Here is a 9145-nt window from a genome sequence, read left to right as displayed (position 1 = left end):
CGGGGAGAAGATCGACAGGATGGGCTCTCCCTTCTCGACCGGCTGGCCCGTGTAGCCGACGAACAGCTTCTCCACCCAACCCGAGATCTTGGTGTGCACGTGCCGGACCCGGGTCTCGTCCGGGACGACCGTTCCGACCGTCCGGATCTCCCGGGTCATCGGCGCGAGCTGTGCGACGGCCGTCACCACGCCGGCGAGCGCGACCCCTTCCTCGGAGACGGTCACCTCCGCGAGCCCGTGGAGCGGCCCGGCGTCCGACGCGGGTGCGGCCTCGGCTTGCCGTTCCTTCGCGGGCTCGATGGGGACGAGGCTCATCCCGCAGATCGGGCAGTCGCCGGGGGAGTCCGAGACGTAGGTCGGGTGCATCGGGCAGTGGTAGCGCGCGTGCGCTTCCGCTTCGCCGCCGCACCCGGTCGCGACGACGATCGCGGGCAAGGGCGCCGCGAGGCCCAGGGCGAGCGCGAGCAGCCGGATCGCGAGGCTCGCCGTCGTCTTCATGGCTTCACCAGCTGTTCGAGCAGCGCCCACGTCTCGAAGCGGGCCGCCTCCAGGCGCGCCACCGCGACGTCGGACTCGAGCAGCGCGCCGTAACCCTCGATGACGGCGGAAAAGTCGCCCCTGTCCGCGAGGTACTCCGCCTGAGCGGCCTCGAACACCCCGCGGCTCTCGGGGATGATCGTGTCCTCGTACAGCGCGATGAGCGCTTCGTCGCGCCGCCACGCCGCCCGGAGCGCCGCGACGCGGGTGCGCACGTCGCCCTCGGCCGCGCGGATCTCGCCCTGGGCCGCCGCGAGGTCCTGCTCGGCCGCCCGGGTGAGCGGGGCCTGCTTCTTCCCGCGCCACAAGGGCAGCCCGACGCCGAAGCGGAGCATGACGACCGGCTCCGCCATGCCGTCGACGCCGCCGCCCAGACCTACCGAGAAGTCGGGCTTCTCTTCGAGCCTCGTCTCGTCGGCCCGCTTTTCCGCCGCGGCGGCCTCGGCGCGCAATACGGCGAGCTCGGACGACGCCTCGAGCGCGGACCTGTCGAGCGAGACATCGGGGATGGCTACCCGCGGCAAGGCCGGAACTCGGCCGAGGGGGGTGTCTCCCGTCCTATCGAGCAATCGGTTGAGCGACGCGACGAGCTCCGCGCGCTCGGCGTCGATCCCGATCATCCGCTCGTCGATGCGCGCGCTCTCGAGCCGGATCCGCAGCAGCCCGGAGCGATCGACCTGACCGGTGCTGTAACGCGTGGCCAGGGTCCGGGACAGGAGGCCGAGGAGATCGCGGGTCGAGATCCGTTTCGACCGCTCCTGATCGAGGCTGTAGACGCGGGCGTAGAGGACCCGCACCCGCGCGGCGATTCGGCGCCTCACGTCACCCGTCTCGGCCTTGCGGACGTTCGTCTCGGCCTCGGCCGCGGCCTGGCGCGCGGCGCGCTTTCCCGGATAGGGAAGCTCCTGGCTCACGTCGACGACGATCGAGGACGCCGGTCCGGGAGGAGCCAGCCCCATCCCTTGAGCGGTCAGACCGAGCGTGGGATCCGGCAGCGCGTCCGCCGCGTCCGCTCTCTCTCGCGACGCGCGCGACCGGGCCTCGTAGACCGGGATCTCCGGCGCCTGCGCCAGGGCGATCTCGACGAGCTCGTCGACGGAGGGAGCGACGTCCTCCGGCGCTTCGCCGGACGCGGCGGCCGTCCCCGCCGCCGCCGCGAGGAGCGCGGAGCCCAGAACCGAGATCCGTACGCGCATCGCCTCCCCCCTCCGATCGGGCTACTTCAGGTACTTCTGCGGATCCGCGTCGAACTGCGGCTTGCAGCCCGCGCAGCAGAAGTACACGTGCTTGCCCTGGTGCTCCGAGTGGAGGGTGTCCGCCGTGATCGTGAACGTGTTGCCGAGCACCGGGCAGGTGGCCGGCGTTCCCACGGCTTGCGGGGCGTCGAACACGGACGGCGCCTTCGCGGCCCCGGCCGGTGCCGGCTGGCCGTGAGACATCGCCATCTGGTCGCTGCCCGCGGCCTGCTCCGTGCTGTTGCAGGCCGACGCGAGGCCGAGCCCCGTGACCACCAGCCCCGCGAGAAGAGTGACGTGCAATCTGGACATGCCGCATCCCTTTCCGAGCGCGTTGCGCTCTCCTATGGAAGCAACTGCATCGCGCGTGCCACGGTCGGGGGGCCGAGAATCCCTCGCCGGCCCCCGATCGCGGTACGAAACCGCGCAATCCGTGCGCACCGGCTCTGCCCGGGAGCGCCACGCCGTGCGCAGAACCTGCGCAGGCCGCTCGCCCTTCCGACTCACTCCTCTTCGGCTTCCACGTACTGCGCGTACGACTGCAGGTAGTCCTCGTTGCCGGGCACGACCAGGTGCTTGCGGGCGTAGGCTCTGCCGCCCCCGTGTGCCGGACCCGAGTAGATGTCCTTCCCGAGCACGAGCTTGTCGACCACCCGGCGGTCGAGCTTCTCGGCTCGCGCCATGGCGTCGGCGTGGGCCGGCTCGAGGGCCGCCTTCACCGCTTCGTCCCCGAACCTGTAGAGGTTGGAGATGGCCCACGTGAAGTGCCACACCGCGAAGCTGCGGTGCCGCATCTCCTCGTTGTCGATGCGCGGGATGCCGCTCAGGTACATGTCGTTTATCCGCGCGGCCTGCTCCGCTGTCACGGGTTGATCCCGCAGGGCCCAGACACCGAGCACCGACGTGGCCTTCGGCTTCTCGAGCTCCCGCTGCGCCACGTCCAGCGACTGGTCGATGTCGATGCCCTGGATGAGGGCGGGCGCGCGCTCTTTGTAGAGGTATGGCAAACAGCCGCTCACTGCGAAAGCGAGAGCGATGACGCCCCCGACGAGGGCGACGGAAAATCGGCGATGCCTGAACACGTTGACCACCTCGGTTCATCCTTGTCCGTGAAACCGCTCATCCGGTCCACGAGCGCCTCGCGACGGAACTTCGCCGCGGCCCAGTGCAGCGAGAGCACGTTTTGGGCCACCGTCGTGCAGCAAGTATTTACGGGCAGTTGCGGGACAGCGGTCGCCCGGAGCGACGGCCGGGCCAATCAAGATGACGTGCGTTCGCCTTCAATACGAAGGGGTATGTCACACGTGTACGGCTTGACGGATTCCGATGGCTGGGGGAGCGTGGATGGGCGGGGGGGGAGAGGATTTGGTTTCGTCGGGCAGGGCCGTCTTGCAGCGGCAGCACTGTCGAGCAGGACGCGGGGCTGAACGTCGCGGGGCGGACCGATGCAGGAAGACAAGAAGAAGCTCTCCGAAGCCGACATCTGCCTGCGCTACCTGACGCCGGCGCTCGAGGGTGCGGGCTGGGACAAGACGCAGATCAGGTCTGAGTACCAGCTCACCGACGGGCGGGTGATCGTCCGCGGCAAGCTGACCGCGAGGGGTGTGAAGAAGCGGGCCGACTACGCGCTTTTCTATAAGCCCGGGCTGCCGCTCGCGGTGGTCGAGGCCAAGGACAACACCCACACGGTCGGCTCCGGGATGCAGCAGGCGCTCGGCTACGCGGCGATGCTCGACGTGCCGTTCGTCTTCTCCTCGAACGGGGATCGCTTCCTGTTCCACGACGCCACGGCGGCTGTGCTCGGCGGCCTGATGGAGGAGGAGATCGCCCTCGATCGCTTCCCGTCGCCTCAGTTCCTCTACGAGAGGTGGAAGCGCTTCAAGAACCTCAGCCCCGAGCGCGAGAAGATCGTCGCGCAGGACTACCACATCGACGCCTCGGGCAGGGTCCCGCGCTATTACCAGATTCAGGCGATCAACCGCACCGTGGAGGCCGTGGCGAACGGGCAGGACCGCATCCTCCTCGTCATGGCGACCGGCTCCGGCAAGACGTATGTGGCGTTCCAGATCATCTGGCGGCTGTGGAAGGCCGATCGGAAGAAGCGGATCCTGTTCCTCGCCGATCGCAACATCCTCGTCGATGATCCCAAGACGAAGGACTTCAAGCCTTTCAGCAAGGTGATGACGAAGATCGCCAACCGGAAGGTGGACACCTCGTACGAGGTGTATCTCGCTCTCTATCAAGCGGTCTCCGGCACGGAAGAGGAGAAGGACGTCTACAAGCAGTTCTCGCCCGGCTTCTTCGACCTGATCGTCGTGGACGAGTGCCACAGGAGCAGCGCGGCCGAGGCGTCGGCGTGGCACGATATCCTCGACTACTTCTCGTCCGCCACGCACATCGGTCTCACCGCCACGCCCAAGGAGACCAAGGACGTCTCGAACCTCGCGTACTTCGGCGAGCCGGTGTTCACCTACTCGCTCAAGCAGGGGATCGAGGACGGCTTCCTCGCGCCGTACAAGGTGGTGCGTATCGACTTCGACAAGGACCTCACGGGCTGGCGGCCCGAGGCCGGGAAGCTCGATAAGCTCGGTCAGGAGATCGAGGACCGCGTCTACAACCAGCGCGACTTCGACCGCACGCTCGTTCTCGAAAAGCGCACGCGGCTCGTCGCCGAGAAGGTGACCCGGTTCCTCAAGGAGAGCGGAGACAGGTTCGCGAAGACGATCGTGTTCTGCGAGGACATCGACCACGCGGAGCGGATGCGGCAAGAGCTGGTGAACCTGAACGCCGACCTCGTGGAGAAGAGCTCCAAGTACGTGATGCGGATCACCGGCGACAGCGTCGAGGGCAAGCAAGAGCTGGGAAACTTCATCGAGCCCACGGAGCGCTACCCGGTGATCGCCACGACGTCGAAGCTGATGTCCACGGGGGTGGACGCGCAGACGTGCAAGCTGATCGTGCTCGACCAGCGGATCCAGTCGATGACCGAGTTCAAGCAGATCATCGGCCGCGGCACGCGCATCCGCGAGGACTACGACAAGCTGTGGTTCACGATCATGGACTTCAAGAAGGCGACCGAGCTGTTCGCCGACCCGAGCTTCGACGGGGACCCGGTCCAGATCTACGTGCCCCCGGCGGATGGCCCGATCGTGCCGCCGGATATAGCGGAGGGGCATGACAGCGCCGAAGGCTCGCCAGTTGGCGTCGGAGAAGACCTGTCCCACCTGTCCGACCCGTCCCACCTGTCCCACTCCGATCCCGATCGTCCTCGACGCCAGAAGTACGTGGTGGGCGACGTGAAGGTGTCGGTGGTCGCGGAGCGCGTCCAGTACTACGGCGCGGACGGCAAGCTGATCACCGAGTCGCTGAAGGATTACACGAAGAAGCGGGTGAAGACGCGGTACGCCTCGCTCGACTCGTTCCTCAAGACGTGGACAGGAGCCGACCGCAAGCGGGCGATCATCGAGGAGCTGGAGCAGCAGGGCGTCTTCTTCGAGGCGCTCGCCGACGAGGTGGGCCGTGAGGTCGAGCCGTTCGACCTCGTGTGCCACGTGGCTTTCGGCGCGCCGCCGCTCACGCGCCGTGAGCGCGCCGAGAATGTGAAGAAGCGCCACTACTGGGAGCGGTTCGGCGAGCAGGCCCGCGCCGTGCTCGGCGTGCTCCTCGAGAAGTACGCGAACGAGGGGATCGAGAACATCGAGGACCCGGCCGTGCTCAACGTGAAGCCGCTCTCCGACTTCGGCACGCCCGTCAAGATCGTGAAGCTGTTCGGCGGCAAGGACGGCTTCGACACCGCCGTCCGCGAGCTGGAACGCGAGATCTACAGCGCCTAGCAAAGAGGTTCGATAGCCCATGTCGATCAGCACCGTCATCAAGACCATCCAGGACATCATGCGCAAGGACGTGGGCGTGGACGGGGACGCCCAGCGGATCAGCCAGATCGGGTGGATGCTGTTCCTCAAGATCTTCGACGACCGCGAGGACGAGTACGCGATCACCGAGAAGGGGTACGCCTCGCCGCTGCCCAAGAAGCTGCGCTGGCGCAACTGGGCCGCCGACCCCGAGGGGATGACCGGCGACGCGCTGCTCGACTTCGTGAACGACGAGCTGTTCCGCAAGCTCAAGGCGCTGCCCGGCGATCTCGACACCAACCCGCGCGGCCTCGTGATCCGCCAGGTGTTCGAGGACGCCTACAACTACATGAAGTCCGGCACCCTGATGCGGCAGGTGATCAACAAGCTCGCGGAGATCGACTTCAACGCCACCGAGGACCGGCACCTGTTCGGCGACATCTACGAGAAGATCCTGAAGGACCTCCAGAGCGCCGGGAACGCGGGCGAGTACTACACCCCGCGCGCCGTGACCCAGTTCATGGTCGAGATGACCGACCCCAAGCTCGGCGAGAAGCTGCTCGACCCGGCGTGCGGCACGGGCGGCTTCCTCGTGTGCGCCCTGGAGCACGTGCGGGCCCGGTACGTGAAGACCGCCAAGGACCGGGAGCGGCTCCAGGCGTCGATCCACGGGGTAGAGAAGAAGCCGATGCCACACCTCCTGTGCGTCACGAACATGCTGCTGCACGGCGTGGACGTGCCGGTGAGCATCCGCCACGACAACACGCTGACCCGGCCGCTGCGCGACTACTCGGCCAGGGACCGGGTGGACGTGGTCGTCACGAATCCACCGTTCGGCGGCATGGAAGAGGACGGCGTCGAGTCGAACTTCCCGGCCAACTTCCGCACGCGGGAGACCGCCGACCTGTTCCTGGTGCTGATCATGCACCTCCTCAAGGACGGCGGCCGGGGAGCGATCGTGCTGCCGGACGGCACGCTGTTCGGCGAGGGCGTGAAGACCCGCATCAAGGAGAAGCTCCTCACCGAGTGCAACCTGCATACGATCGTGCGGCTGCCCAACGGCGTCTTCGCCCCGTACACGGGCATCAAGACGAACCTCCTGTTCTTCACCAAGGGCGAGCCGACCAAGGAGGTCTGGTACTACGAGCACCCGTACCCCGAGGGGTACAAGAGCTACTCGAAGACCAAGCCGATCCGGATCGAGGAGTTCGAGGTCGAGAAGGCGTGGTGGAACGATCGCGTAGAGAGCGAGCGCGCCTGGTGCGTGCCGGTCGAGAAGATCGCCGCGAGCGGCTACAACCTCGACCTCAAGAATCCCAACGCCGCCGAGGCCGAGAACGGCGATCCCGAAAAACTCCTCGCCGCGTACCGTAAGACCCTGACCGAGGTGGCGGAGGTGCGCGATAGGCTCAAGGCGGAGCTGATGGCCGCGCTGGGAGCCTCATCCCCGGCCCTTCTCCGGCAAGCGGAGCCTCACCCCCGGCCCCTCTCCGGCAAGCGGAGAGGGGAGCAGCTTGGAACACCTTCTTCATCCCCCTCGCCATTTACTGGAGAGGGGGAGCGAGGGGGTGAGGCTCGACGGAGCGGAGGAGAGGATCTCTTTCCAGGGGGCGAGGATTGAACGCGCTGTTCGACAGCTTCGACGTCTTCGCCGTGGCACCGAACGGCGTGAAGAAGCTGCGCGAGTTGATCCTCCAGCTCGCCGTGCAGGGCAAGCTCGTCCCGCAGGACCCCAGCGACGAGCCCGCGTCGGTGCTGCTGAAGAAGATTGCGGAGGAGAAGAAGCGCCTCGTCGCCGAGGGCAAGATCAAGAAGGAGAAGACGCTGCCGCCGATCGAGCCGGAGGAGGTGCCGTTCGAGGTGCCGGAGGGGTGGGAGTGGGTGCGGCTCGACGAGGTTTCGTCGTACATTCAGAGGGGCAAGGGACCGACGTACTCGGACATCGAAAAGATCCCTGTCGTCTCTCAGAAATGCATCCAGTGGAGCGGGTTCGACTTGCGCCGGGCACGCTTCATCGAACCCGAGAGTATTGAGGCATACGGGGAAGAGCGATTCCTCTGCGAGGGCGATCTCCTCTGGAATTCAACGGGCACGGGCACCATCGGGAGGATGAGCATCTACAAGCCCGACAGTCGATACCCACTGGCTGTGACGGATTCCCACGTCACGGTCGTTCGCGTCGTCGTAGTTCTCCCGAGGTTTGTTCTGTCCTGGGTTGCGAGTCCATTCATTCAGCTCTACATCGAGGGCGACGCGCCGGGCACGACCAACCAGGTTGAACTCGCAACGAGCCGTGTGAAAAGCCAGGTGGTGCCGCTGCCCTCTTTGGGCGAGCAGCACCGCATCGTCGCCAGGGTCGATCAGCTCATGTCCCTCTGTGACGAGCTGGAGGCGAAGTACAACGCCCAGCAGGACCAGCGGCAGAAACTGAACGCCGCCGCCCTCGACACGCTCCTCGCCGCCGAGGACGAGGCCGGGTTCGCCGCCGCCTGGCAGCGCGTCTGCGACAGCTTCGACCTGCTCTACGACGCCCCGGAGAGCGTTACCAAGCTGCGCCAGGCGATCCTCCAGCTCGCGGTCATGGGCAAGCTCGTGAAGCAGTACCCGAGCGATGAGCCTGCCTCGGTGCTGCTCAAGAAGATCGCCGCAGAGAAGGCCCGTCTCGTTGCCGATGGGAAGATCAAGAAGGAGAAGCCACTGCCGCCGATCGAGCCGAACGAGGTGCCGTTTGAGGTGCCGAGGGGGTGGGAGTGGTGTAAAATGGATTCTCTTGTGTTTTCATTAAAGAATGATCTCAGGACAGGTCCATTTGGGTCCTCTCTCCATAAAGCTGATCATAGAAAAAATGGCGTGCCTGTTTGGGGGATCGAGACCATCAGCAAGAGGGGATCTTTCACAGGGAAAAACAAGATATTTGTAGATTCAAGTAAAGCGATCGAGTTGTCGTCCTTTTCTGTGAAAGCTGGAGATATCATCGTTTCTCGTTCAGGAACTGTTGGCGAGCTTTGCCGTTTACCTGATGATATTCCAGACGGGCTTCTTTCTACTAACCTCATGAAAGTATCTTTGAACCGGGCACTGATTTCACCGGACTTCTTTTGCCTATTGTTCAAGGGCACCAAATCGATTGATGCACAGCTGGCTAAGCTGTGTTTTGGATCGACTCGTCTTTTCCTTACTCAGTCGATTTTGGGGAAACTGCTTTTCCCCTTACCTCCTTTCGCCGAGCAGCAACGCATCGTCGCCAGGGTCGATCAGCTAATGTCCGTCTGCTACGAGCTGGAGGCGAAGCTCACAGCCGCGAGGGAGAGAGCGGAGAGGCTCTTGGTACTTTTGCGACCCGAACGAGATCGGGCGGGTGTTCTCGGACTTCCAGAGGTATCTGTATGAGAGGGACTATGCGGCGTGAGTGTAACGGTGGATTCGGGTTCCATCACATGTCACTTTCTTCATCTGAATCGCGACTATTGGCAAGCACCCGCTGCATCCATATAACATCTGATGGGTCTTGACCCCATTTCC

General features: G+C 65.2%; 7 protein-coding genes. 3 read left to right on the top strand and 4 right to left on the bottom strand.

Annotated elements, in window-relative coordinates; genetic code table 11:
• The 4 genes from M0R80_10635 to M0R80_10620 all read right to left on the bottom strand — a co-directional run.
• Nucleotides 1-498: efflux RND transporter periplasmic adaptor subunit (locus tag M0R80_10635; GenBank protein ID MCK9460084.1), on the bottom strand; the 498-nt coding region annotated here is incomplete at its 3' end.
• Nucleotides 495-1733 carry a TolC family protein gene (locus tag M0R80_10630; GenBank protein ID MCK9460083.1) on the bottom strand — a complete coding sequence of 413 codons (1239 nt, stop codon included), beginning with the start codon at nt 1731-1733 and terminating at the stop codon, nt 495-497. The genes M0R80_10635 and M0R80_10630, both read right to left, overlap by 4 nt.
• 21 nt (nt 1734-1754) lie before the next feature.
• A complete protein-coding gene (locus M0R80_10625) occupies nt 1755-2084 on the bottom strand; it encodes a YHS domain-containing protein (protein MCK9460082.1) in 330 nt (109 codons plus the stop codon).
• A gap of 191 nt (nt 2085-2275) precedes the next feature.
• The gene (locus tag M0R80_10620) at nt 2276-2779 is read right to left on the bottom strand and encodes a hypothetical protein (GenBank protein MCK9460081.1); all 504 of its coding nucleotides are present in this window, start codon (nt 2777-2779) and stop codon (nt 2276-2278) included.
• 438 nt (nt 2780-3217) lie between these two features.
• Between M0R80_10620 and M0R80_10615 the strand changes: the two genes are divergently transcribed.
• The 3 genes from M0R80_10615 to M0R80_10605 are packed head-to-tail and all read left to right on the top strand — an operon-like array spanning nt 3218 to nt 9013.
• A complete protein-coding gene (locus tag M0R80_10615) occupies nt 3218-5605 on the top strand; it encodes a DEAD/DEAH box helicase family protein (protein ID MCK9460080.1) in 2388 nt (795 codons plus the stop codon).
• A gap of 19 nt (nt 5606-5624) precedes the next feature.
• A complete protein-coding gene (locus M0R80_10610; GenBank protein ID MCK9460079.1) occupies nt 5625-7244 on the top strand; it encodes a type I restriction-modification system subunit M in 1620 nt (539 codons plus the stop codon).
• Complete coding sequence (locus M0R80_10605) at nt 7241-9013, top strand: restriction endonuclease subunit S (protein ID MCK9460078.1); 1773 nt, start codon at nt 7241-7243, stop codon at nt 9011-9013. Before M0R80_10610 ends, M0R80_10605 begins: the two co-directional genes overlap by 4 nt.
• Nucleotides 9014-9145 lie beyond the last annotated feature (132 nt).

It is taken from the genome of Pseudomonadota bacterium (assembly GCA_023229365.1).
Taxonomy (GTDB): Bacteria; Myxococcota_A; Polyangia; order JAAYKL01; family JAAYKL01; genus JALNZK01.
Note: the sequence above shows the minus strand (reverse complement) of the source record. Positions and strands in the feature narration are given on the sequence as shown.